We start from the raw sequence: 22,779 nt of genomic DNA, 5'->3' as shown, positions 1-22,779 counted from the left end.
CCTAGTTCTTCAGGTCATGTAAACATGATGAAAGGCCAACCGTTTCATGTGAAATATCGTGAAATTATTCGTCGATTAATGTTTTTGATTGGCGCGTTATTGGTCTTTCGACTAGGAGCGCATATTCCGTTGCCAGGTATTGATAATATAGCGCTAGCACGGTTTTTTAAGGCGAATGAAGGTACCTTCTTAGGCTTATTTAACATGTTCTCTGGCGGTGCATTAGAACGCATGTCGATTTTAGCGTTAGGGATTATGCCGTACATTTCTGCATCGATTATCGTGCAGTTAATGTCTACGGTTGTTCCTTCGTTAGAAGCTTTGAAAAAAGAAGGCGAGCAAGGCAAACGAAAGATCAATCAATATACACGTTATGGCACCTTATTCCTTGCACTCGTGCAAGGTGTAGGGATGTGTGCTGGTTTGATCAGTCAAGGTATTACTTTGACATCAGGCTTAGCATTCTATGTTCCTGCAGTTACTTCGTTAGTTGCGGGAACAATGTTTCTGATGTGGTTAGGAGAGCAAATTACCGAACGTGGTGTTGGTAATGGTATCTCGATGATCATTTTTGCAGGTATTGTGGCAGGTTTGCCAAATCTTGTAATACAGTCGTTTACGTCTGTAGATAATGGTCAAGGTAGTTTAATTGGTTTAGCTGTATTTGGCTTACTCTCATTAGCCGTTTTAGCTGCGATTGTGTTTATTGAAAAAGCACAACGTCGTATTCCAGTGAACTATGCACAAAAGCAACAAGGTCGTCGTGTTTTTACTGCACAGCAGACGCATTTGCCATTAAAAATAAATATGGCAGGTGTGATTCCAGCGATTTTTGCAAGCTCATTGTTATTATTTCCAGCGAGTTTGGGGCAATGGTTAGGTAGTGCTGATCCAAATGCAGGGATTGTGAAGCGTAGTCTACAAGATCTGGCATTGGTGTTATCGCCTGGACAGCCGTTGTATTTAATGCTGTTTGGTGCGTTAATTATTTTCTTCTGTTATTTCTATACAGCGCTAGTATTTAGCCCGAAAGAAGTTGCAGAGAACTTAAAACGCAGCGGAGCATATGTGCCTGGTATCCGCCCAGGTGAGCAAACGGCTCGTTATTTAGATCATATTCTTAACCGTTTGACTTTTATTGGTGCAATTTACATTACTGTAGTGTGTTTAATGCCTATGGTGCTACAAAGTTCGTTTAGTATTCCATTCCATTTGGGTGGAACATCTTTACTGATTGTAGTTGTAGTAGTAATGGACTTTATGGCGCAACTTCAAGCGCACCTTACTTCGCATCAATATGATAATCAAACGTTAATGAGAAAAACGACTGCTCATCCTAAGGGATAAGCGCACTTAGAGGTTTCATCATGAAAGTACAAGCTTCTGTAAAGAAAATTTGTGGTAGCTGCAAAGTTATCCGTCGTAATGGGGTTATTCGCGTGATTTGTAGCGCAGAACCTCGTCATAAGCAGCGTCAAGGTTAATTTAATTAAGACCTGTTGATTTCAGTAGGCTAATTAGGTTATTATCCGCCCCTCAAGATTTTTGTGGGGCGGTTGATTATCTTGACTGCCTTTTTGGAGAAAATTGAATGGCTCGTATTGCCGGTGTAAACATTCCGGATAACAAGCATGCTGTTATCTCTCTCACGTATATTTTTGGTATCGGTCGCCACACTGCTAAGAACATCTTAGCGACTGTAGGTATCACTGAAACTACAAAAATCCGTGAATTAGATGATGCTCAGCTTGATGCGATTCGTGCAGAAGTTGCTAAGGTTCCGACCGAAGGTGATTTACGTCGCGAAATTTCCATGAACATTAAACGTTTAATGGATTTAGGCTGCTACCGCGGTCTTCGTCATCGTCGCAGCTTGCCTGTTCGTGGACAACGCACCAAAACTAACGCACGTACCCGTAAAGGTCCGCGCAAACCGATTAAAAAGTAAGATTTCTGGAAGCTAAAAGATGGCTAAAGATACTCGCACACGCAAGAAGGTCACTCGTACCGTCTCTGAAGGTGTTGCACACATTCACGCGTCTTTTAATAACACCATTGTAACGATTACCGATCGTCAAGGTAATGCATTGGCTTGGGCTACCTCAGGTGGACAAGGCTTCCGTGGTTCACGTAAATCAACTCCGTTCGCTGCTCAGGTAGCTGCTGAAGTTGCTGGTAAAGCAGCTTTGGATTACGGTTTGAAAAACCTAGACGTCCTTGTAAAAGGTCCTGGTCCAGGTCGTGAGTCTGCGGTTCGTGCATTAGGCGCAGTGGGTTATAAGATTAACAGCATTACCGATGTGACTCCAATTCCTCACAACGGTTGCCGTCCACCTAAAAAACGTCGCGTGTAAGGAGAAACATTCATGGCTCGTTATATTGGTCCAAAATGCAAACTCTCTCGCCGCGAAGGGACAGACCTGCAACTTAAATCAGGCGTTAAACCGTTTGATGTAAAAACCAAAAAACACAATAAAGCACCTGGTCAACATGGTCAGGCTCGTGGTGGTAAGCAATCTGAGTATTCACTACAATTACGTGAAAAACAAAAAGTACGTCGTATGTACGGTGTGTTAGAGCGTCAATTTAGTAACTACTATAAAGAAGCAGCTCGTGTTAAAGGCGCAACTGGTGAAAACTTGTTGAAATTGCTTGAAAGCCGTCTTGATAACGTAGTTTATCGCATGGGTTTTGGTTCTACACGTTCAGAAGCTCGTCAGTTAGTATCTCACCGTTCTATTACTTTAAATGGTCGTCGTGTAAACATTGCGTCTATTCAAGTAAAAGCGGGTGATGTAATTGCAGTGCATGAAGGTGCTAAACAACAATTGCGTATCAAAAACGCTATTGAATTAGCTGCTCAACGTGGTATCCCTGCTTGGATGGAAGTTGATCATTCTAAGTTGGAAGGTACGTTTAAAGCTGCACCAGATCGCTCTGATTTACCTGCTGAAATCAACGAAAGCTTGATTGTAGAATTGTATTCTAAATAATCCTTGAGGTAGCAATAAATGACGCGTACTGCAAACGAGTTTCTAACTCCGCAAGCGATCAAGGTCGAAGCGGTGAGCGGGACCTCGGCAAAAGTGATTCTTGAGCCTTTAGAGCGTGGTTTTGGCCATACTCTAGGTAATGCTTTACGTCGCATTCTATTGTCTTCTTTACCTGGCGCTGCTGTGGTTGAAGTTGAGATAGAAGGCGTCGAGCACGAGTACAGTACTTTAGAAGGCTTGCAGCAGGACATCGTCGAGCTCTTGCTGAACCTAAAAGGATTGTCTATTAAGCTGTTCGATCAAAATGAAGCATATTTAACATTAGAGAAGCAAGGTGCAGGTGACGTAACAGCAGCTGACCTTCGTTTACCTCATAATGTTGAAGTGGTTAACCCTGATCATCTAATCGGTACTTTGAGTTCTTCTGGTTCATTGAAAATGCGCCTTAAAGTAGCTCAGGGTCGTGGTTATGAGACATCTGACTCTCGTTTCCCAGAAGGTGAAACACGTCCAGTAGGTCGCTTACAGTTAGATGCTTCTTATAGCCCAATCAAGCGCGTTTCTTACACAGTAGAAAATGCTCGTGTAGAACAACGTACCGATCTTGATAAGTTAGTGATCGATCTTGAGACTAACGGAACTGTTGATCCAGAAGAAGCTATCCGCAAAGCGGCAACAATCTTGCAACAACAAATTGCAATTTTTGTTGATCTTCAGAAAGATCAAACTCCTGTTGCTCAAGAACCTCGCGAAGAAGTTGACCCAATTTTGCTTCGTCCAGTAGATGATCTCGAGCTTACTGTTCGTTCTGCTAACTGTTTGAAGGCAGAAAATATTTACTACATTGGTGATCTTGTTCAACGTACTGAAGTTGAGTTGTTAAAAACTCCTAACTTAGGTAAAAAATCGTTAACAGAGATCAAAGATGTTTTGGCATCGAAAGGTTTACAACTCGGCATGCGTTTAGAGAACTGGCCACCAGCTAGTCTCCGTATGGATGACCGATTTGCCTATCGTAGCCGTTAATTAAGTAGGACTATCACCATGCGTCATCGTAATAGTGGTGTGAAATTAGGCCGTACAAGCAGCCACCGTAAGGCGTTGTTTCAAAACTTAACAAATGCTTTAGTAGAGCACGAGTTAATTAAGACAACTTTGCCTAAGGCGAAAGAACTTCGTCGTGTTGCTGAGCCTTTAATCACTTTGGCTAAAAACGATACTGTTGCAAACCGTCGTTTAGCGTTTGCTCGTACTCGTTCAGCAGCAACTGTTGGTAAATTATTTACCGTTCTTGGCCCTCGTTACAAAGAACGTAACGGCGGTTATCTTCGTGTTCTTAAAGCGGGCTTCCGTGCAGGTGATGCTGCACCGATGGCTTACGTTGAACTCGTTGACCGTGAAGTAAAATAATACTTCTACGTGTAGAACAGTCAGTTGTTCCAAAAAAGGTCGGTGTAATAACCGACCTTTTTTATTGTTTAGCGTAGAGGTAGAAGCTTTATAGATTAATGAAGTTATTAATTTAGTTTTGAATAATCCTAACTATCTTAGATAGTCTCATTATTTTCATATTTATAAAGTATTATTAAAACATTAAAGAACCAAATATAACCTTAATTTAAAGGCTGAAATGAAAATTTTCAAACTTACATTTATTGTTTTAGGACTAATCCTCACTATGCAAACATTTGCTAATCCAACTTTCTCAAATGAACTATTAACAAAAGCTAAAAATGGCGATTCATCAGCGCAATTAGAATTAGCAGATGTTTATATCCATGGTTATGGGGTTGAGGAAGATGAAGCTCAAGCGGAAAGTTGGGCTATGAAGTCTGCTGAAAATGGGAATGTGAATGCTATGTATTGGCTGGGTGATGGATATGCAACATATGCAGGTTTAGTTGAAGATACAGATCCAATTGATGCCAAAGATCATTATAAAAAAGCTTTTATTTGGTTTGCAAAAGGGGCGGATCTTAATCACAGTGATTCTATGGTTGGTTTAGCTAGGCTATATCGTAATGGTGAAGGGGTTATAAAAAATATTGATCAGTCATTAGATTTACTTCAGAAATCTGCTGCTCAAGGAAGTAAAGAAGCTATGAGAGAAATTGAGTTTATGTATCAATATGGAATAGGCGTTGAAAAAAATTTAGATATCGCAAAACGTTGGGAAGATAAAGCAAACTCCCTTAAGAAAAAATAATTATAGCTTTTATTTGGTGTACAAATATTTAATCTAAAACCATTCGAGTGTTTAGAATATACGAGCGGTTTTTAATATTTTTGTTCCGTCTTAATATTATTCTTTAAATATTGTCTTTCAAGTGATTTAGATAAGCGCAAGAGTCTAATTATTGCCATCTTATCCTGTTATCTAGAACCTTTAATTAAACAAATCCAAGCAAAAATCTCAACATTTTTGACAGCGAATTTTTATCAAAATGTCCCGAACTGATATAAAAAAACCGATGAATGACTAAACTTGACATTGTGTATTGTCAAATTTGTGCTTTAATAAAGACATGATTTACACAGGGTATAAAAAAAATGGAAAAGCAAGTTGATGTATTAATTATTGGTGCAGGTATCTCTGGAATTGGGTTAGCTGTGCATCTCTCTAAGAACTGTCCACAACGTAAATTCGAAATTTTAGAACGTCGTGAAAGTTTCGGTGGAACTTGGGATTTATTCCGTTACCCTGGTATTCGTTCTGATTCGGACATGTCAACTTTTGGTTTTAACTTCAAGCCATGGGCAAAAGACAAAGTGTTGGCTAGTGGTGCTGAAATCAAGGGTTATTTAAGCGATGTGATCAGTGAAAATCAGTTAAAAGATAAAATTCACTTTGGTCATCGTGTTCTTTCAGCAAACTATGATTCTGCAAAGAAAAAATGGTCAGTTGAGATCGAAGATAACAACAAGAAAAAACAAACTTGGTCTGCAAACTTTGTCATGGGTTGTACTGGTTACTATAACTATGATCAAGGTTATGCACCTAAATTTCCGAAACAAGAGGATTTCAAAGGTCAGTTTATTCATCCACAACATTGGCCAGAAAATTTAGATTACACTGGTAAAAAAGTGGTCATCATTGGTAGTGGTGCAACTGCAATTACACTTGTACCTTCAATGGTGAAAGGTGGAGCAGGGCATGTCACAATGTTACAGCGTTCACCAACTTATATTGCAACGATTCCTTCAATTGACTTTATTTATGAGAAAACACGTAAATTTATGTCTGAGGAAACGGCGTATAAATTTACTCGCGCACGTAATATTGGTATGCAACGTGGTATTTATGCATTAGCGCAAAAATATCCGAAAACTGTGCGTCGTTTATTGTTGAAAGGTATTGAGTTGCAGTTGAAAGGTAAAGTTGATATGAAACACTTTACACCAAGCTATAATCCATGGGATCAACGTTTATGTGTTGTGCCAGATGGTGATTTATTCAAATCTTTACGTGAAGGCAAAGCAAGTGTTGAGACAGATCAAATTGAAAAATTCACTGCAAATGGTATCCAATTAAAATCTGGAAAACATTTAGAAGCGGATATTGTGATCTCGGCAACTGGTTTAGAAATTCAGATTCTAGGTGGGGTGCAAGGTTCAATTGATGGTAAGCCAATGAACACATCTCAACATATGCTGTATCAAGGCGTGATGGTGAGTGATGTCCCTAACATGGCGATGATCATTGGTTATATCAATGCTTCATGGACATTAAAGGTTGATATTGCAGCTGATTATATCTGTCGCTTAATCAATCATATGGATAAAAATGGTTTTGATGAAGTGATTGCGCACGCTGATCCTTTACAGCGTGAAAATGATACGATCATGGGTAAAATGTCTTCTGGTTATATCGCACGTGCAGCTGATGTAATGCCTAAGCAAGGTAAACAAGCACCGTGGAAGATCACCAATAATTACCTAGCTGATCGTAAAGAACTGAAAGATGCTAAGTTTAATGATGGGGTTTTAGAATTCCATAAGCGTGGCGATCAAACAAATCGTAAGCCAAAATTAGTATCATAATTTTTTGCTTGAATGTTTTGGAACCCTATGCAGTTGCATAGGGTTTTTTATTTGAGTGGCTATTTAAATATAAAAAATATCGCGTATATTGAGCGCAATAACATTTAAAACAGGGATGACTGAGTGAAAAAGCTATTAATCTTGGGGACATTATTATTCAGTACATTTGTTTTTGCTGATGATGTAAAACAGAAAGAAGTTATTGCTCAAAAATTGGTATCTGTAGATGGAACCGAACAAGGTTTACAAAACACCGATAAAATGATTTTAGAGCAAATCCGAATGCGTTTGCCTAAAGATATACCTGAAAATTTTTACGTAGATTTGATTAAAAATTTAAACAGTGAACAGCGTAAGCAATTCATTATTCAACGCTATGTTGAAACATTCAGTCAAAAGGAACTGCAAGCTGCATTAACCTTTTATCAATCTACAGAAGGGAAAGCGTGGGCTAAAAAAGCCAGTGAGATAGGAAGTGAAGTTGCACATTTTACTACGCAAAATGCACGCACTGCTTTAAATGTCACTATGCAGCAACATATTGATAATCCAACGGTAAAGCAACTAATGGCACGAATGAATCCAACGCCTACGCCAGCTCAAACAACTGAAAAACCTGAAACTAAATAAATAAAAAAGGAATCGTGTAATTAAACGTGATCCCTTTAACTTTCCAATTTATGTTTAAAGTGTACGAGAAATTAATTCTTTCATAATTTCGTTTGTTCCCGCATAAATACGGTTAGCACGGTTATCGATGTAGGCACGTGCAATTGGATATTCCAACATATAGCCATAGCCACCATGTAACTGTAAGCAATCATCCACAACTTTTGAGAACATATCTGAAATTTTGTATTTAGCTGCCGCTGCGGCATCTACGCCTAAGCTTTCTTCAAGTTGTAATTCCATACAACGATCTAAATAAGTACGGCAGAAATCAATTTCAGTACGTAGTTCAGCTAATTTAAAGCGCGTATTTTGGAATGTACTAATCGCTTTGCCAAATGCTTTACGATCTTTGGTGTATTGAACAGTATGTGCAAATGCTGCTTCTGCACCTGCTTGGCAAATAATCGCAACCAACATACGTTCCCATGCCAATTCTTTCATCAACATGATGAAGCCCATACCTTCCATACCAAGTAGGTTTTCCTTAGGTACGCGCACATTGTCAAAGAACAATTCGCAAGTATCTTGTCCTTTCATTCCGATTTTATTTAAAGGTTTACCTTTACTAAAACCAGCACGATCAGCTTCAACGATGATTAATGATAAATTTGCTGAGCCTTTTTCATTGTTGCCTGTTTTACAGACGACGATTGCCATGTCACAAAGGTAGCCATTGGTAATGAAGATTTTTGAACCATTAATGACATACTCATCGCCATCAAGTACAGCAGTAGTACGAACTGCTTGAAGATCCGAACCTGTACCCGGTTCAGTCATTGCAATCGCTGTAACTGTTTCACCTGTTGCCATTTTTGGCAACCAATGTTGTTTCTGTTCTTCATTACCAAAGTTATTGACATAATTGGCAACGATGTCTGAGTGTAATGAGAAACCTGTACTTGAGTCCATTGCATAAGCTTGTTCTTCAATGAGAATCATACTGTACAAACGATCAACCCCAGAGCCACCATATTGTTCTGGCATTGTGGTACAGAGTAAACCTAGTTCACCTGCTTTGTTCCATAAGTCACGGTCAACATGTTGTTGTTTCTCATATTTTTCAATATTTGGCACAACTTCTTTTTCATAAAATTTACGTACAGTTTCACGAAATGCTTCATGATCAGAAGTAAATAGCTTACGTGGGAGCATATTTGGAATTGGACGAATTGCACCTGATTGCATTTGTTATTTTTTCCCTAGTCATTGGATGTAAACGATCATCATCACGATACAAGAAATTGAAAATAGTGAACAATGTGATCAATGCTCAATTTGATTGATGTATTTGGTCACTTGAGAAAAAACGCTGCGAAGTTAATGGGGGATCGGGTACACTATCACTATAAAATTGTTGCATAGTGGAACAAATAATGTCTGATGAAATAAGTTTGGAAGAACGTAAGGTCGTTTATCGCGCACGTCGTGGTTTAAAAGAAATTGATGTGTATTTCGATCCTTATGTTAAAAACTATTATTTAACCGCCGATGCTGATGAAAAGGCGCTATTTGCAGAGTTGGTTGATCAAGAAGATCCAGACTTGTTGGATTGGTTTATGGAAGTTGGTGAGCCGCCTCGCGTTGAGTTAAAAGATTTTATTCGAAAATTAAAACATTATGTACACGGCTAATCGTGTTTTTGAGTTGCAATACAGTCGATTTTCCTTTGTATTGCAACTTTTAGTTTTTGTCACTGTTCTAATTTTAGCCTACCAATTGCTAGCTCTTTCATTTTGGCTGCTTAGCCTTGTTGTCATGGTTTTATTTTGGTTTCTGTTGTTACGGCATCCTTCAATAAAGCGTTTTGAGTATTTGGATCATCAGCATTGGTCATTTGAGTTTATGGATACTTCTATCGCAATCCAAGGTCGAACAATCACTAAAATTATTGATCACCAAGCTTATATTACGATCTATTTTTCTGATACTCAGTACCAACCTTTAACGATTTGGTGGGATCAATTGTCAATTTCGCAGTGGAAAAACTTAAAATTATTAATAAAAATGCTTTAATTGTTGGACAATTCTACGACTGTATATAATTAATTATATGTTTATTTTCAATTATTTATGTTGTTTTTGCTTTGCATTCATTTAAATTGTTAGATTAAATACTCTAAAATTTTGTGAAAATCTGAATTGTCAGACAATCTGACCATCAACTTGTATTCATTTTCGTTAAAGTACAAACACCAACGTAAAGTGTGGTGGAGGTCCAAAGTGATGGAAATTCCAACATGGTCGTTTCTGGTGATTGCAATTGTTTTTGCAATTGTTATAGGAAGAGCAGGAACTTTACTCAGGGAACTTCTTGAATCGCATCAATCAAAAGTTGTTGTGACCAAGAGAAAGAGATTGAAAGTGTCATCAATATATCATACTCCCGTGAATACTGATGACGAACGCCAATCTAGTATCTATCAAAAGTAGATACGCAATGTTGTAGGAGGTCTCTATGGAGATTTCAATGTGGATGTTTCTAGTAATTGCAATCGTTATGGCGATTGTTGTAGGAAGAGCTGGAACATTACTAAAGGATTACTTTCAACAAAACTAAAAGATAAAGAGTTTCACGTTTTTACCAGTTAATAAGTAGCATGTGCTGAACCGTCGCAATGCTACTTTTTTTTGCCTAAAATTTTTGTATTTTCAACTCTCTGTCAATTCACCTATCTGTGAATTGTGTCAAAATGCACATGTTAAATTAGAGCAATTACTCTTTAATTCAAGTATTGCATCTGATAAGGTACATCTAAAAGGAAAAACAAATTAATTAGAGGACAGGAAGAATGTCTAAATTCCAGAAAATGGGACAGGGTGTGGCGGTTGCGTTACTCACAACATCAATATTATCAGGGTGTTCACAAATCATTAAAACAGGGGCTAATGTCGCATTAAGTTTTAGTGAAAATCATATTGTTCCACCAATTTTGGCGATGGATGACGCCGAAATGGTGTGTAATTCAGGTAATGCCTTAACCCCTGCGGTGATGTCAACCAAAGATATGGGTGCTGATCCAACACGTATGGCGGTGTTATTGTATACCTCAGCAGGTATTTGTGCTGAAAATAAAGCCTTAGAGGCAGAACTCCGCTATTTGCGTGCTTCGAAAGCAGGTCAAGTTTCTGAAGCTCAAGACGCTCGTATTGAACAAAAACGTTGGGCGGGGATTGCTGCTGAACGTCAATATGCAGGTTATCAACTTTTTGCTAATCGTTGGGAATCAAAATATAAATATAAATTGGGTGATTCATGCCCAACAATGCGCAATGATTTAGATCAGACAGTTTACCTTTTAGGGATGGTAAGTGGTCTGCAAGCAATGACCAATGATATTAACTCTGGTGGCGCGATTAATGTCCCGAAAGATATTGCGGGTATTGTTGAGCGTGGCATGACCTGTTTGGATAATGAAAAATTCTGGGGCGCGCCGATGGCGACGCGAGCAGTGATTTGGACTTTATTACCAGGTGCTGGTGACGGTAAACCTGAACCTTATGCAACCATGAAAGAATCAATGCAAATTGGTGAGAAAAAAGGTGTTCGTTTATCACATGCATTATATGCAGTCGCTGCACAAGCAAGTGGTGATGATGCCAAACTGCGTGATGCTTTCCGTTCTTATGCTGCTGCAACAGGTGAAGACAAACCAGCAAATCCTCAATTTAGATTGATCGATAAGATGGCTGGTTTGATGGTCCGCGGTATAGCTGATCGTTACTGGACGGAGAATACAGGCGTACGCTCTGGTGATGAAGGTTTGACTTCTTTCTGGGATGATAAGAAAGAAAGTTCATCTGAATTGGATGCATTATTTGACGGTGGAGATGGTGCATCAGCACCAGCAGAAGGAACACCTGCAGAGTAAACTTGAATTAAACGACCTTTTACACGTGAAACATTTAAACTGGTAAAAGGTCAGTTTTTTCATGGGGTGGTAATGGATGAAAGATCACGTATGGATACCGAAAGTTATTTTAATCGCTGTATGTGTTTCTATATCAGCGTGCTTGCAAGTATTTGCAGATCACTTCATTTATTGGAAACCTAGTTTACTCGCTGAATTTTGGCGTTTATGGACGGCACATTGGGTTCATGTTGGATGGATGCATTTTTTCTTAAATATGTTGGCATTCGCATGTTTACCTTTTATTTTTCCTCATGCTCGTAATTGGCACTTATGTGTTCTGCTGTTAATCCTTCCTCCGTTTATTAGTCTTATCTTTTATTTCTACTTACCTTATATCGATGCCTATGCTGGTCTTTCTGGCGTGCTGCATGGATTATATGTTGCTGTTGGTCTCGTGTATCTGAAATATCCTAAAGAAAGAAAATTTGCCTTGTTGGTCTTGTTGCTGATCGCAGCAAAATTAATATGGGAAAATACTTTTGGTCAGACAGGTACTGCACAGTTAATTGGTAGTCCTGTTCTGACAGAAGCTCATTTGATTGGTGCGATTGGTGGTTTGTTCTGTGGGTTAGGTTATTTATTATTAAGAAGGATAGAGAGAGAACATATAAGTTGATAAAAAAAACCAACAAAAAAGTGATTGTAGTCATTCTTTTTTGGAAAAGATTGCTGCAAATTTAGGCGGTTTAAAAGGGATTGGTTACGAAGAGGGTAAATTCACTTATCTATCAACCATGGACATCGCATGATTCAACATCTTTGGATGGGTGTTGATAACAATAAACTGGAATAGACATGCAAAATGATCAAGAGAAAATGTCTGGGTTAGCCCGATTAGGCTATATCTGGAATGATTGGATATCAACATTCATCATTCTTGCTTTGTTGCTAATGACTTTGCTTATTGGTACTGGCGAGATGATTCACGGTCAAATGCTCCGTATGGGGGAGCGTCTTTACGGTGATCAAACAACTGGGATGCAGTATTCGTTTTTACGAGCTGAACCTGAAAAACCATCTTGTGATCGACATCCTAATATTGAAGCGCAAGTTCAAGAGCAGATGAAAGCGAATGCTGCTGATGAATTTGCAAGCATGTTTGGTGCAGCTTCTGAATCAGATGTACGTGCTTCATTACTAGCTGCTCAACAGCAATGTGATGAAAAATATCAGTTCTATGATAAAGCAATGAAGCACTTGGAAGCTCATCCAAGTATTCGTACTTATCGTAAAGTTGAAACAACCTTCTTTGGTATCTTTAAGCTAGGTTCTGAGAACCAAACTGTTCTATTACTTGTAATGGTTTTGTTTGCTTCTATTACTGCTTCGCTTCGTTATCACCATATTGGTCTACGTGCGCCAAAGAGTAAAATCGACTATCGCGTTTATTCAGCGCTAATGGTGGCTGGTAATGCATTACTCAGCTATTCAGTTGTTAGTCAGTACCATTCTGTATTGAACTCAGGTGTTGAAGTCGCTGGAAAGACAGCCGTTTTATATTGGTTGTGGATAGCCTTATTCGTATCACTTACGATTATCAGTGTTTTCCAATTTATCTTTATTCCTAAAACTGCACAGCCTAAAGGTAACTTTGGCCTAGCATTATTAAGCGTTCCGCTTTATGCCTTTATGTCCTTGGTAACAGGTATTGTGTTTACCTTCTTCATGGACTATCCAATGGGGCAAGGGATCTATTTAGGAATTTTGATTGAATTCTCTGGTATTTTCTTAAATCTTGCATTGTTTATTTGGGCGGGTATGTTGCTCACTCAAACACGTGTTATGGATTTATTCTTAAATATCTTACGTCCGTGGAATCTTGCACCTGAAACTTTAACTTGGTTGATTTTGATTGCAGCAGCGATTCCAACAGCATACACAGGTGCTTCTGGTATCTTCGTTATTGCAGCGGGCGCGATCATTTATAAAGAAGTTTGGAATTCTGGTGCGCGCCGTCAATATGCCTTAGCTGTATCAGCAATGTCAGGTTCGTTAGGTGTGGTTATTCGTCCATGCTTATTGGTTATCTTGATTTCAATGCTGGATAGCCGTCATGTAACGTCTACAGAGTTATTTGATCATGGTATCTATGTTTTCTGGTTAACTGCATTTATTTTCCTTGGCGTTTCATTGATTCTTGCTGAAGAAAAATTCCGTGTAAATTCACCAAAAGTTGCTGTACCTGGAATGTTACGTGCATGTGTACCTGTGATTCCTTATGTAATCATTGGTTTTGCAGTTGTGATGTTCTATAAACTTGCGTTAGATACATCAATCAATGAATTCACAGCGCCAATGATTTTACCATTGGTGTTGATTGCAATGATTTTGTTTGACAAATTGTTTGCAGCAAAACTTGCACCAGCTCCAGTCGTTGATGCAAAGCATGAAGCATTAGTTCGTGAACATGAGCAGAAATCAGACTTCTTAAAAAGCCATGATCCTCATGGTGGTAAGAGTTTTGGTTTTGGTGGTGCATTACGTTTTGCAACTTCAGAAACAGTTGGTCATATCGGTGCGTTGATTCTACTGATGGCATTATCTGCGAGCGTTGGTGGTTTAATCGAGCGTGCTGAAGTGGTTGAGTTATTACCAACACACTTGGGTAATATCTACATTTCTCTTGCCTTTATTGCAATGTTACTTGCAATTATTGGTATGACTACCGATCCATTCGGTGCTGTAATCTTAGTTGCTGCGACAGTAGCGCCAGTCGCTTATGAGAACGGTATTCATCCGATTCACTTCTGGATGATTGTATTGGTTGCATTCGAATTTGGTTATGTAACACCACCTGTGGCATTAAACCATTTGTTGACGCGACTCTCTGTCGGGGATGAAGAAGTATCGGCTGCTGATAAGGAAGCGAAAGAGAAATACACAAGTTTCTATTATCGTTATGAGCGTTGGTTATTACCGATTATCGTATTGTTCTCATCTTTAGTATTGGTGACCTATGCACCATATATCTTCCAAATGTTTGGTTGGTATAAACACTAAGTGTTGAAATAAAAAAAGCACCTTCGGGTGCTTTTTTTATTTTTTAAGATTTAAAATGCTTTGGACATCATCAATGTTGATAAGTTATTTTTAAAGATCAAATATTTTAGCGTTGAATCATTTTCTTTTGACGTTGAGTCAATGGACTACATAATAAAATTGCCAGCAAAATAATACAAAATCCAATCACGCTGTATAAATCAGGTACTTCATCCCAAAGTAAGAAGCCCCATACACCTGCAAAAATAATTGCCATATAATTCACAGGTGCAATTTGTCCTGCTGGCGCAAGTCGATAAGCATGAGACATAAAAATTTGGCTGACATTAGCAAGTATCCCTGCGCCAATCAAAAATAATAATTCTTTTACATGGTAGGTTCGCCATATCCAAAACATTGGAATCACAGAAAGTGCTGATCCTATCAAGCAGAAATAAAATACGATGCGTTCAGGTGGTTCAGTTTGAGTTAATGCTCGAACGGTTACAAAAGCCATTGATGCAAGTAAGCTAGAGGCGATACCAATCACCGAAATCCAGTTCAGTAGACCTTGATCGGGTTTAGCAACGCAAAATACGCCAATAAATCCTAAAACTGCTGCACAAAGCATAGCAATGGTGATTTTTTCTTTTAGAAATAACCATGCAATAACTGGAATAAAAATTGGGGAAGAGTAGGTAAATACCATTGCATTTGATAGCTTTAAATGCGCAATTGCGTAAAAGAAACCATACATAGCTGCAAGTCCAACAATACTACGCCAAGTATGCATCCATAGTTTTTCTGTTTTTACAAAGCTAATGCCTTGTTTAAAAATAAAAGGCAGAAATAGGATGAGTCCAATCACGTTGCGGAAAAAAACAATTGTATAGTTATCAACCGTATGTGATGCATAACGAATACAGATACCCATGATCGAAAAAAGAAGGGCAGAGGTTGTCAAGCAACCAATCGCAAGTAAAAGATTGCGATTAGTTTGAAGTGAATTCATATTAGACACGAAACTTTGAGACTAAAGTTATTCTATGCTTGTCAAACGATGAAAGAAATGTGCTTTTAAACTGGATTTTAGATTTGTTGAGTGACTTATATCCATCATACCGCAATCAGTGTGAATACAAACTTATGAGGATCTGTATAAAAAATCGCGATTAGAAATATGAGATTGATATTTAAATGAGTAAAAAGCTTTAAATCGGATTAAAGCTTTTGTTGTTTTAAGATTTATGTTGTGTGGAGATTTGAGCCTCCAAAAGTTTAATTTGATCTTCTTTGAGCTTAAGTAAAGTATCAACATCGTTATTTTGTTGTTTCAAGTCACGCTGTTGGTCTTGCAGTTGCTGATGAATATCATCTAGTTTTGCAATCTCTTCTTTGGCTAAACTGTCATTGCTCGGAAGTGGTGATTTGACAATTGACTCTTCAACTAATTGTATTGGTGCAGCAACTTCACTGCTCGCCGTATTTATATCTGGACTAACAGTTGTTTCTGCCTTGGATATAATTGTTTTTTCGGCAATTGGTTGTGTAGCTGTGGTTGTCGATTGCTGATCTTTTTGTGATAAAAACCATTGAATTGCAAGAAACAAAACCACAACAACGCTAATTCCACCAATTATCATCCATAATAATTTGGAATTTTGAGTTTGGTATGTGGACATCATTTTTAACCTTCTAGTCAAAATGACGAGGTTTGAATTGTATCACCCCAATTTCATCTGGCTCAGCGGGTTGTTGCTCTTCCACGTGGGTCGGGCGTTTTTCGCTATAAGCACATTCGATACATTCAATCCACTCGTCATCCACAGTGATGATCTTAACCACACGATCTAACGCGCCACATTTAGGGCATTTTGCACCCGCGATGAACTGTCTTTTCATGTCAGTTAATTACACCCTGTGAACAATAATGACGTAGTTTAAGCGGTTTTATTGGTGTTCGTCCAACCTTGATGGCGTAATAATGCATCTATTTTTGGTTCTCTTTTTCGGAAATTGCGAAACGCATCAAGTGCCGTATCTTTTCCGCCAACTGCTAGAATAAACTTTCTAAACTCTTTGCCTGTCTCAGTGTTAAAAATACCTTCACTTTCGAAGCGATCGAAGGCATCACTGGCTAAAACTTCTGCCCATTTATAAGAGTAATAACCTGCCGCATAACCGCCTGCAAAAATATGGCTGAAACTATGTTGAAAACGGTTATAAGGTACCGCAGGAACCACGGCAAATTTATCGCGAATATCGTCCAATGTCGCTTGGATTTGTTGACTGTTTAAGGCAGGTGCCTGACGGTGAATGTTTAGGTCGAACAATGCAAATTCAATCTGACGTAATGTTTGCATTCCCGATTGGAAGAAACGCGCATTGAGTAACGCAGACAGCAATTCTTGTGGCAAAGTTTGCTTAGTTTCGGTGTGTTCACTGAGTACATCTAAACTTTCATTGTCCCATGCCCAGAATTCCATAAACTGGCTTGGTAACTCTACAGCATCCCATGCTACGCCGTGAGTCCCTGCAATCGAGATGTTATCCACTTCGGTGAGCATATGATGTAAGCCATGTCCAAATTCATGGAACAAGGTAATGACTTCATCGTGAGTCAATAGTGCAGGTTGATCGCCAATCGGTGGGGTAAAGTTACATACCATATAGCAAATTGGTTTCTGTAGACCATTGTCCGTTTGCACACGAGAACGGAAACCACTCATCCACGCGCCACCGCGTTTGCCGTTCCGAGCATATAAATCAAAGTAGAAACCGCCGACCACTTGACCTTGATCTTCAATTTCAAAATAACGTACATCATTTTGCCAAACAGGGGCTTGGCGTTCGATGATTTGAATACCGTAAAGACGTTGTACGATCTGGAATAAACCATCCACCACTTTTGGCGCAGGGAAATACGGTTTAAGCGCTTCTTGAGAAAGGTTGAACTGTTGTTGTTTCAATTTTTCAGAATAGTAAGTCGCATCCCAAGGTTTGAGTTCTTCAATTCCATCTTGTTGTGCAATGCTTTTTAGTTCAGCAATTTCAGCAAGTGCTGGCGTTCGCGCATGCTCTGCCAAATCTACTAAGAATTGATGAACAGTTTCAACATCAGGCGCCATTTTGCTGGCAAGTGAATATTCAGCGAAATTATTGAAGCCAAGCAGTTGCGCCATTTCTTGACGTAAGTTCAGGATTTCCTCCATCACTGGTGTGTTATCAAATTCAGTTTTGTCAGATTGTTCTGAAGCGCGCGTGACATAGGCCTTATACAGCTCTTGCCTTAACTCACGATCATCGGCATAGGTCATAATCGCAAAATAAGCAGGGAAGTCGAGTGTGGCAACAGCCTGTTCAAGCTCGCGTTGTTGTCCGTATTGTTTTAACAGTTCAACACTGCTTTGTGGTAAGCCTTTGAGTTGGGCTTCTGCCAAAGGTTTAAAATAGGCTTGGGTAGCATCGAGTACATGGTTTGAGAAGTCCGAAGACAATTGGGATAATCGTGCTGAAATTTCCGCATAACGTTTTTTGGCTTCACCTTCGAGTGCAACGCCAGACAGTTTAAAGTCACGTAAAGCCAGTTTAATAGCACTTCGTTGTGCCTCGCTCAGCGTTTGTAATACTGTACTGTCATGAATCTGTTGATAGGTTTGATACAGCGCCGTGTGTTGTCCAAGCTGCGTATAGTATTCACTTAAACTTGGTAACAGGGCTTGATACACTTCACGGGTTTCGGCATTGTTCATGACCGCATTTAGATGCGACAAAATGCCCCATGACTCACTCATGTTATTTTCAAGTTGATCAACTTCTGCCAAGATTGCCAATTGTGCTTCAGGACTTTGCGGAACTTCACTGAGTTGATTTAAGAAGTTTTGACCGTTTTGAATCGTTTGTTCAATCTGTTGTTTTAAATCGGCAAGTTGAATTTGATCAAATTGAGGAAGGGGAAGTGTCGCTTGTTGGAGTGTCATTGTATTTTTGCCATATTCATCTTTAAACATAGTTATAGATGTAGGGCTTAAGCCTCTATAAATCAAGGCTGATTGATTATTTATTAGATGAGTATTTTGTTGTTCTATAAATTTTATTCATTGCTAACGCACATATTTCAAGACCAAAAAATTAGAGAGCCGAAGCTCTCTAATTAAATGTTATTCACTCTTGGTCTTGGCATTCGACTTTTTCTTTTTCACTTTCTTCTTTGGCTTTTCTTTGCTTTCAGGCTTCGCAGAAGATTTTTTACCTGTTTTTTTGGTATAAGAATTAGAACTTGATTTGCTCTTATCCTTTTTCTTACGCACAGGCTTTTCACCATCTTCACTGACTTTAGCTGTTGTCGATTGTGATTTGCCAAAAACCTCTTCAGTGGTTGAAGCACGATTTGAAGTATTGGTTCTTGGCGCTTTTTGACGAATTGTACGTCCCAAATGCGTCAGTTGTTGAACCAATTGGAAGTCAATTTTACGTTCTTCCAGATTTACGCCTGCCACTTGAATTTTGACTTCATCACCGAGGCTAAATGACTGTCCACGATTCTGACCAATCAAACTTTGGCTGGCTTGATCATAAAGGAAGAAGTCTTCACCGAGCTGACTGACATGAATCATACCATCGACATAGAGATCTTTCAGCGTCACGAATAGACCAAACTCAGTCACCGCACTGATGATACCAACAAACTCATCACCTAAATGCTGTTGCATATAATGGCATTTCAACCATGTTGTGACGCTGCGTGAAGCTTCATCGGCTCGACGTTCAGTTTGTGAAAAATGCTCCCCTGCATCATCTAAAGCTGCACCAGACAATGGATAAACTTTCTTATCGAGATAGGCTTTAATGGCACGGTGTAACAATAAATCTGGATAACGTCGAATTGGTGAAGTGAAATGCGTATAAGCTTCATAAGCAAGACCATAATGTCCTGCATTATTCGCACCATAATAGGCTTGCATCATTGAGCGTAATAACACTGCATGAATACTTGGCGCATCTAAACGATCTTTGGTCGCTTCAATCACGGCTTGGTAATCAGCTTGGGTTGGTTGCTCTGGGAATGGCAAACCGAGTAATTTGACGAAATCACGGACTTTTTGAATACGTGAGAATTCTGGCGCTTCATGTACACGATACAACATCGGAATATCATGTTCTAATGAGTATTCAGCTGCGGCAACGTTGGCCAACAACATGCATTCTTCAATCAGTTTATGCGCATCATTACGAGTACGTGGCAAGATTTCCTTGATTCCACCTAACTCATCAAAGGTCATATAGGTTTCAATGGTTTCAAATTCCATCGCATGACGCTTGGCACGTAGCTCTTTTAGTGTCTGATAAAGCTGGAATAGGGTATTTAACGATTTATGAACGCTTTTATCTTGCGGAATAGCATCGGTTGCGCCATCAAAATAAGCAGCCACCTGATTATAGGTCAAACGTGCTTTGGAATGCATCACCGCAGGGTAGAACTCATAATCTGTGACTTTACCTGCACGTGACAGTTTTAAATCGCAGACCATACACAGACGGTCAACATGTGGATTGAGAGAACACAATCCATTCGACAATGCTTCTGGCAGCATTGGCAAAACAAAGTGTGGGAAATAAACCGATGTACCACGTTCTTCAGCTTCTTCATTTAAAGGCGAATCTAAACGGACATAATGGCTCACGTCTGCAATTGCCACTACAACACGGTAACCACCACCTGAGCGTTTCTCTGCGAATACGGCATCGTCGAAATCTCGTGCATCTTCACCATCAATTGTGACTAATGGCAAATCGCGTAAATCAACACGACCTTTGCGATCTTGTTCTGAAGGTTCCTTAAAACTTTCAGCTTCTTTAATGACGGCTTCTGGAAATTCATAAGGCAAACCAAATTCTAAAATGGTTTGTGGAATAATAATTTCAGTGTCAGCTTTGTCCGCCATAGACTGTACAACATGACCTGTCGCTAATTCTTCACGAGTCGGGTAATCATCAATCGCAACTCGTAGCATATCGCCAACTTTGGCATTGGCATGTTCAATCAATTCTTTTTCTAAGGTAATTGGTTGGTGCTGATTTGGATTGCTTGGCTGAATAAAGTATTCACCTTCATGTTCAGCGACTTTACCAATAATTTGTTTGACACGACGTTGTACGACTTCGGTAATAAAGCCCCAGGCTTTACCTTTACGATCAACAGAAGTTTGGCGGACTTTAACGCGATCGCCATTAAAGACTAGACGTAATTCACGTTCAGGTAACAATACATCATCCTGACCTGCGATATTGGCCGTACCTAAGCCTTTACTGTTGATATAAACCGTTGCTTCATGGCTTGGCAAATCGGTTGCAGGTTGGTATTTAAAACCATCTTTCATTAACTGACCGTCGCGAACCATTGCACTTAAACGATGATTCAATGCATCAATACTTTTTTGATCTGGGATATTAAAGTGGTCAACCAGTTCTGCATGAGACTGTGCAGTTTTTAATTGTTCTAATGTAGTTAGAATAAGAGTTCGGCTAGGAATAGGATTATCGTAACGTTGCGCTTCTGCTTTTGCTTCGGGATCAACCCAATTTGTAGTCATATCGTTTCATTTCACATCTGGCAGATCGGTTTAGCATAAGTCATTCAAACTTTAACTGCACGTCAAAGATTGCAAGATTCTGTTTATTGTCCAATCTGAATAAAGGAGAGAACACTATATTAACAAGCGTTGAGCTAAAAAATGCCGAAAAAATATAAGAATTGGTTAAAAAACATTTGATTGATTTAAAAAAAGAGAAAAAAACAGGATCATCCCTTGTGTAATGTGGTTTTAGTTTGTATTATTGCGCTCGTGTTACGGTGAGATGGGTGAGTGGCTGAAACCACATCCCTGCTAAGGATGCGTACGGGTAACTGTACCGAGGGTTCGAATCCCTCTCTCACCGCCACTTTACTTAAAGCGCTCATAGCTCAGCTGGATAGAGCACTTGGCTACGAACTAAGGGGTCGGGAGTTCGAATCTCTCTGAGCGCACCAAGTAAAGATTTAAAGTAACACAGGCCTAAATAGGCACATAAGTAATGCGCTCATAGCTCAGCTGGATAGAGCACTTGGCTACGAACTAAGGGGTCGGGAGTTCGAATCTCTCTGAGCGCACCAACTTAATAGAAGAAACCGCTTAATTGCGGTTTTTTTGTGCCTGAATTTTATGATTGAATATGAATTAAATGATAAATGTAAAAAGCCGCTGAAATCAGCGGCTTTTTAGTTGGTCTATTTAGAAATGATTGATTGAACTGAATAAATTGTCAGTTAGACTCGTTAATTGTGATGGAAGAGAGATGAGGTCAGTGACTGATCCGCCATTTGGATTTGGTTCACCTACAGCAATTGTTGATGAAACAGTTCCAGTAATTGCATTCAAGATACTATCTACGCTGCCACTAATATGATAATCCCCACCGCCTAAATTGACGTTAATCAAGCTGTCGATAGTTTCAAAGGTACTATCACTTGCTAGATTTGTGAGATTATCTTGAAGTGTATCTATGGCAAGATTAGCGTTAGTGATACCCGTTTGAATTGGTTGAGCAATTCCTGAAATCACATCACCACTATCAAATCCATTACCTATATTGGTGATAATTTCAGAAATAGATACTAATGGGCTACCTGATATAGTTCCAGTAATACCATCAATAACGCCAGTGGCAATATCAAGTGGATTACCAAAAGCAAAATCATTTGTAATATGTTGAAGAATATCTGCTGCACTTGAACTGTTATTGATTAGAGTACCTACAACGCCAGTTGCAGACTCAAGTACACCACTAAGATCACCACCAGATAAATCAGAAATCGCTTCAAGTGTTCCGTTCACTGTATCTCGTGAAGTTTCGAAACTAAGCGTACCTAAATCCGCTAGATCACCAACAGGGTGTTCAACTTGAGGAACGGCGCTGATAATTGTATCTGCAACAGTATTAATTCCTGTATTGATAATTTCTGTTTTGAGGCTTTCTACGCCCTGAAGAATATCGATACCAGTTTGGATTGCACCTGTAATTGGATTATTGGCGAGGTCACCGCCAGTAATACCACCAGTAATACCACCAATAATACCAGTCACAGCCTCAAGTGGATTGCTCCCGACACCGCCAGTAATACCACCACTAATACCAGTTACAGC

At 39.2% G+C, this 22,779-nt stretch carries 22 protein-coding genes, 3 tRNA genes and 1 pseudogene; 19 read left to right on the top strand and 7 right to left on the bottom strand.

Going from position 1 to position 22,779, the window contains the following annotated elements; translation table 11 throughout:
* Nucleotides 1-27: 27 nt before the first annotated feature.
* The 10 genes from secY to AAV96_RS08405 all read left to right on the top strand — a co-directional run bounded on the left by secY (nucleotide 28) and on the right by AAV96_RS08405 (nucleotide 7,664).
* Nucleotides 28-1,347 (top strand): preprotein translocase subunit SecY, encoded by a 1,320-nt coding sequence (secY, locus tag AAV96_RS08450; RefSeq protein ID WP_171062401.1) that lies wholly within the window; start codon nucleotides 28-30, stop codon nucleotides 1,345-1,347.
* A 20-nt stretch (nucleotides 1,348-1,367) separates the two neighbouring features.
* Complete coding sequence (rpmJ, locus tag AAV96_RS08445) at nucleotides 1,368-1,484, top strand: 50S ribosomal protein L36 (protein ID WP_000867907.1); 117 nt, start codon at nucleotides 1,368-1,370, stop codon at nucleotides 1,482-1,484.
* A gap of 107 nt (nucleotides 1,485-1,591) precedes the next feature.
* Nucleotides 1,592-1,948: a 30S ribosomal protein S13 gene (rpsM, locus tag AAV96_RS08440; RefSeq protein WP_000090816.1), complete on the top strand. Its 357-nt coding sequence runs from the start codon at nucleotides 1,592-1,594 to the stop codon at nucleotides 1,946-1,948.
* Nucleotides 1,949-1,967: 19 nt separating this feature from the next.
* A complete protein-coding gene (gene rpsK / locus AAV96_RS08435) occupies nucleotides 1,968-2,354 on the top strand; it encodes a 30S ribosomal protein S11 (protein ID WP_001040166.1) in 387 nt (128 codons plus the stop codon).
* 12 nt (nucleotides 2,355-2,366) lie between these two features.
* Nucleotides 2,367-2,993, top strand: coding sequence for a 30S ribosomal protein S4 (gene rpsD / locus AAV96_RS08430; RefSeq protein ID WP_004641035.1), 627 nt, complete (start codon nucleotides 2,367-2,369; stop codon nucleotides 2,991-2,993).
* An 18-nt stretch (nucleotides 2,994-3,011) separates the two neighbouring features.
* Entirely contained in the window at nucleotides 3,012-4,019 is a 1,008-nt protein-coding gene (locus AAV96_RS08425; RefSeq protein WP_004660372.1) for a DNA-directed RNA polymerase subunit alpha, read from the top strand.
* A gap of 18 nt (nucleotides 4,020-4,037) precedes the next feature.
* Nucleotides 4,038-4,403, top strand: a complete 366-nt coding sequence (gene rplQ / locus AAV96_RS08420; RefSeq protein ID WP_004641032.1) for a 50S ribosomal protein L17 — start codon at nucleotides 4,038-4,040, stop codon at nucleotides 4,401-4,403.
* A 220-nt stretch (nucleotides 4,404-4,623) separates the two neighbouring features.
* On the top strand, nucleotides 4,624-5,199 hold the full coding sequence (locus AAV96_RS08415) for a tetratricopeptide repeat protein (RefSeq protein WP_171249138.1): 576 nt from the start codon (nucleotides 4,624-4,626) through the stop codon (nucleotides 5,197-5,199).
* 344 nt (nucleotides 5,200-5,543) lie between these two features.
* Nucleotides 5,544-7,034: a flavin-containing monooxygenase gene (locus tag AAV96_RS08410; protein WP_046738974.1), complete on the top strand. Its 1,491-nt coding sequence runs from the start codon at nucleotides 5,544-5,546 to the stop codon at nucleotides 7,032-7,034.
* A gap of 123 nt (nucleotides 7,035-7,157) precedes the next feature.
* A complete protein-coding gene (locus AAV96_RS08405; protein ID WP_005219651.1) occupies nucleotides 7,158-7,664 on the top strand; it encodes a DUF2059 domain-containing protein in 507 nt (168 codons plus the stop codon).
* 54 nt (nucleotides 7,665-7,718) lie between these two features.
* On the opposite strand, the gene AAV96_RS08400 is transcribed toward AAV96_RS08405, so the two are convergent.
* Nucleotides 7,719-8,891 carry an acyl-CoA dehydrogenase family protein gene (locus AAV96_RS08400; RefSeq protein WP_004660381.1) on the bottom strand — a complete coding sequence of 391 codons (1,173 nt, stop codon included), beginning with the start codon at nucleotides 8,889-8,891 and terminating at the stop codon, nucleotides 7,719-7,721.
* A 188-nt stretch (nucleotides 8,892-9,079) separates the two neighbouring features.
* On the opposite strand from AAV96_RS08400, the gene AAV96_RS08395 reads away from it, so the two are divergent.
* From AAV96_RS08395 to AAV96_RS08370, 6 genes are all read left to right on the top strand, one after another.
* Nucleotides 9,080-9,337, top strand: a complete 258-nt coding sequence (locus AAV96_RS08395; RefSeq protein WP_046738973.1) for a succinate dehydrogenase assembly factor 2 — start codon at nucleotides 9,080-9,082, stop codon at nucleotides 9,335-9,337.
* Nucleotides 9,324-9,719 carry a hypothetical protein gene (locus AAV96_RS08390; RefSeq protein WP_046738972.1) on the top strand — a complete coding sequence of 132 codons (396 nt, stop codon included), beginning with the start codon at nucleotides 9,324-9,326 and terminating at the stop codon, nucleotides 9,717-9,719. Before AAV96_RS08395 ends, AAV96_RS08390 begins: the two co-directional genes overlap by 14 nt.
* A 210-nt stretch (nucleotides 9,720-9,929) precedes the next feature.
* Complete coding sequence (locus AAV96_RS08385) at nucleotides 9,930-10,136, top strand: hypothetical protein (protein ID WP_004660385.1); 207 nt, start codon at nucleotides 9,930-9,932, stop codon at nucleotides 10,134-10,136.
* Nucleotides 10,137-10,495: 359 nt separating this feature from the next.
* On the top strand, nucleotides 10,496-11,575 hold the full coding sequence (locus AAV96_RS08380) for a hypothetical protein (RefSeq protein ID WP_004660386.1): 1,080 nt from the start codon (nucleotides 10,496-10,498) through the stop codon (nucleotides 11,573-11,575).
* A gap of 76 nt (nucleotides 11,576-11,651) precedes the next feature.
* Complete coding sequence (rrtA, locus tag AAV96_RS08375) at nucleotides 11,652-12,233, top strand: rhombosortase (RefSeq protein WP_004660387.1); 582 nt, start codon at nucleotides 11,652-11,654, stop codon at nucleotides 12,231-12,233.
* A gap of 179 nt (nucleotides 12,234-12,412) precedes the next feature.
* Complete coding sequence (locus AAV96_RS08370) at nucleotides 12,413-14,617, top strand: TRAP transporter large permease subunit (RefSeq protein WP_004660388.1); 2,205 nt, start codon at nucleotides 12,413-12,415, stop codon at nucleotides 14,615-14,617.
* 106 nt (nucleotides 14,618-14,723) lie between these two features.
* Here AAV96_RS08370 and AAV96_RS08365 read toward each other — a convergent pair whose 3' ends face one another.
* The 5 genes from AAV96_RS08365 to rnr form a co-directional block, all read right to left on the bottom strand.
* Entirely contained in the window at nucleotides 14,724-15,608 is an 885-nt protein-coding gene (locus tag AAV96_RS08365; protein WP_046738971.1) for a DMT family transporter, read from the bottom strand.
* Nucleotides 15,609-15,834: 226 nt separating this feature from the next.
* On the bottom strand, nucleotides 15,835-16,281 hold the full coding sequence (locus AAV96_RS08360; protein ID WP_046738970.1) for a hypothetical protein: 447 nt from the start codon (nucleotides 16,279-16,281) through the stop codon (nucleotides 15,835-15,837).
* A gap of 10 nt (nucleotides 16,282-16,291) precedes the next feature.
* Complete coding sequence (locus AAV96_RS08355; protein WP_004660391.1) at nucleotides 16,292-16,498, bottom strand: YheV family putative metal-binding protein; 207 nt, start codon at nucleotides 16,496-16,498, stop codon at nucleotides 16,292-16,294.
* A 38-nt stretch (nucleotides 16,499-16,536) separates the two neighbouring features.
* Nucleotides 16,537-18,576, bottom strand: coding sequence for a M3 family metallopeptidase (locus AAV96_RS08350; protein WP_046739006.1), 2,040 nt, complete (start codon nucleotides 18,574-18,576; stop codon nucleotides 16,537-16,539).
* 180 nt (nucleotides 18,577-18,756) lie between these two features.
* Nucleotides 18,757-21,189 (bottom strand): ribonuclease R, encoded by a 2,433-nt coding sequence (gene rnr / locus AAV96_RS08345; RefSeq protein WP_046738969.1) that lies wholly within the window; start codon nucleotides 21,187-21,189, stop codon nucleotides 18,757-18,759.
* A gap of 259 nt (nucleotides 21,190-21,448) precedes the next feature.
* On the opposite strand from rnr, the gene AAV96_RS08340 reads away from it, so the two are divergent.
* From AAV96_RS08340 to AAV96_RS08330, 3 genes are all read left to right on the top strand, one after another.
* Nucleotides 21,449-21,538, top strand: a tRNA-Ser gene (locus AAV96_RS08340).
* Between the two features lie 11 nt (nucleotides 21,539-21,549).
* A tRNA-Arg gene (locus AAV96_RS08335) sits at nucleotides 21,550-21,626 on the top strand.
* A gap of 46 nt (nucleotides 21,627-21,672) precedes the next feature.
* A tRNA-Arg gene (locus tag AAV96_RS08330) sits at nucleotides 21,673-21,749 on the top strand.
* Between the two features lie 118 nt (nucleotides 21,750-21,867).
* Here AAV96_RS08330 and AAV96_RS18270 read toward each other — a convergent pair.
* Nucleotides 21,868-22,779: pseudogene (locus AAV96_RS18270) on the bottom strand (hypothetical protein); the annotation flags it as partial.

The organism is Acinetobacter sp. AG1 (genome assembly GCF_001005525.1).
Classification (GTDB): domain Bacteria; phylum Pseudomonadota; class Gammaproteobacteria; order Pseudomonadales; family Moraxellaceae; genus Acinetobacter; species Acinetobacter modestus.
Note: the sequence above shows the minus strand (reverse complement) of the source record. Positions and strands in the feature narration are given on the sequence as shown.

Excerpts from the sequence above, each read along its gene's own strand:
- secY (WP_171062401.1), top strand. The coding sequence starts at position 28 with ATGAAAGGCCAACCGTTTCATGTGAAATATCGTGAAATTATTCGTCGA.
- rpmJ (WP_000867907.1), top strand. The coding sequence starts at position 1,368 with ATGAAAGTACAAGCTTCTGTAAAGAAAATTTGTGGTAGCTGCAAAGTT.
- rpsM (WP_000090816.1), top strand. The coding sequence starts at position 1,592 with ATGGCTCGTATTGCCGGTGTAAACATTCCGGATAACAAGCATGCTGTT.
- rpsK (WP_001040166.1), top strand. The coding sequence starts at position 1,968 with ATGGCTAAAGATACTCGCACACGCAAGAAGGTCACTCGTACCGTCTCT.
- rpsD (WP_004641035.1), top strand. The coding sequence starts at position 2,367 with ATGGCTCGTTATATTGGTCCAAAATGCAAACTCTCTCGCCGCGAAGGG.
- AAV96_RS08425 (WP_004660372.1), top strand. The coding sequence starts at position 3,012 with ATGACGCGTACTGCAAACGAGTTTCTAACTCCGCAAGCGATCAAGGTC.
- rplQ (WP_004641032.1), top strand. The coding sequence starts at position 4,038 with ATGCGTCATCGTAATAGTGGTGTGAAATTAGGCCGTACAAGCAGCCAC.
- AAV96_RS08415 (WP_171249138.1), top strand. The coding sequence starts at position 4,624 with ATGAAAATTTTCAAACTTACATTTATTGTTTTAGGACTAATCCTCACT.
- AAV96_RS08410 (WP_046738974.1), top strand. The coding sequence starts at position 5,544 with ATGGAAAAGCAAGTTGATGTATTAATTATTGGTGCAGGTATCTCTGGA.
- AAV96_RS08400 (WP_004660381.1), bottom strand. The coding sequence starts at position 8,891 with ATGCAATCAGGTGCAATTCGTCCAATTCCAAATATGCTCCCACGTAAG.
- AAV96_RS08395 (WP_046738973.1), top strand. The coding sequence starts at position 9,080 with ATGTCTGATGAAATAAGTTTGGAAGAACGTAAGGTCGTTTATCGCGCA.
- AAV96_RS08390 (WP_046738972.1), top strand. The coding sequence starts at position 9,324 with ATGTACACGGCTAATCGTGTTTTTGAGTTGCAATACAGTCGATTTTCC.
- AAV96_RS08385 (WP_004660385.1), top strand. The coding sequence starts at position 9,930 with ATGGAAATTCCAACATGGTCGTTTCTGGTGATTGCAATTGTTTTTGCA.
- AAV96_RS08380 (WP_004660386.1), top strand. The coding sequence starts at position 10,496 with ATGTCTAAATTCCAGAAAATGGGACAGGGTGTGGCGGTTGCGTTACTC.
- rrtA (WP_004660387.1), top strand. The coding sequence starts at position 11,652 with ATGAAAGATCACGTATGGATACCGAAAGTTATTTTAATCGCTGTATGT.
- AAV96_RS08370 (WP_004660388.1), top strand. The coding sequence starts at position 12,413 with ATGCAAAATGATCAAGAGAAAATGTCTGGGTTAGCCCGATTAGGCTAT.
- AAV96_RS08365 (WP_046738971.1), bottom strand. The coding sequence starts at position 15,608 with ATGAATTCACTTCAAACTAATCGCAATCTTTTACTTGCGATTGGTTGC.
- AAV96_RS08360 (WP_046738970.1), bottom strand. The coding sequence starts at position 16,281 with ATGATGTCCACATACCAAACTCAAAATTCCAAATTATTATGGATGATA.
- AAV96_RS08355 (WP_004660391.1), bottom strand. The coding sequence starts at position 16,498 with ATGAAAAGACAGTTCATCGCGGGTGCAAAATGCCCTAAATGTGGCGCG.
- AAV96_RS08350 (WP_046739006.1), bottom strand. The coding sequence starts at position 18,576 with ATGACACTCCAACAAGCGACACTTCCCCTTCCTCAATTTGATCAAATT.
- rnr (WP_046738969.1), bottom strand. The coding sequence starts at position 21,189 with ATGACTACAAATTGGGTTGATCCCGAAGCAAAAGCAGAAGCGCAACGT.